Here is a 662-nt window from a genome sequence, read left to right as displayed (position 1 = left end):
GCGCTGATTGCGCTGGCGCTGGCCATCATGGTGGTGCTGGTGTTCGGCAACGTGGTGCTGCGCTACGGCTTCAATTCCGGCATCACGGTGAGCGAGGAGGTCTCGCGCTGGCTGTTCGTGTGGCTGACCTTCCTGGGCGCCATCGTGGCCATCAAGGAGCACGGCCACCTGGGCACGGACATGCTGGTCTCGCGCCTGGGCAACACGGGCAAGAAGGTGTGCCTGGTCATCAGCCAGCTCGCCATGCTCTACGTCACCTGGCTGCTGTTCCAGGGCAGCCTCACGCAGGCGCAGATCAATGCCGACGTGCAGGCCCCGGTGACGGGCGCCTCGGTGGCCATCTTCTACGCCTCCGGCGTGTTCTTCGCCGTCTCGGCCGGCTTGCTGCTGCTGCGCGAGCTGATCCGCACCGTGACCGGCAAGGTGCGCGACGAGGATCTGGTGATGGTGCAGGAGAGCGAGGACCTCGCCGCGCTGCACGACCTGCACCTGGACCAGCCCATCCCCGAAACCGCTGCCGCCAAGCCCGCCGCGCAGCGCTGAAGCCCTGACGAGCCAAGAACCTCAAGGACTACAACATGACCGTCATCATCTTCCTGGGCTCGCTGCTGGGCGCCATGGCGCTGGGCATCCCTATCGCGTACTCGCTGCTGGTCTCGGGT

1 protein-coding gene is annotated in these 662 nt (G+C 66.3%); it reads left to right on the top strand.

Annotated elements, in window-relative coordinates; translation table 11 throughout:
- The first annotated feature begins 3 nt into the window (after positions 1–3).
- The gene (locus tag SM757_RS34990) at positions 4–543 is read left to right on the top strand and encodes a TRAP transporter small permease (RefSeq protein WP_322468865.1); all 540 of its coding nucleotides are present in this window, start codon (positions 4–6) and stop codon (positions 541–543) included.
- The last annotated feature ends 119 nt before the right edge of the window (positions 544–662 follow it).

It is taken from the genome of Azohydromonas lata (genome assembly GCF_034427735.1).
In the GTDB taxonomy this organism is placed as follows: Bacteria; Pseudomonadota; Gammaproteobacteria; order Burkholderiales; family Burkholderiaceae_C; genus Azohydromonas; species Azohydromonas lata.
This window is presented reverse-complemented; position numbering and strand designations above follow the sequence as displayed.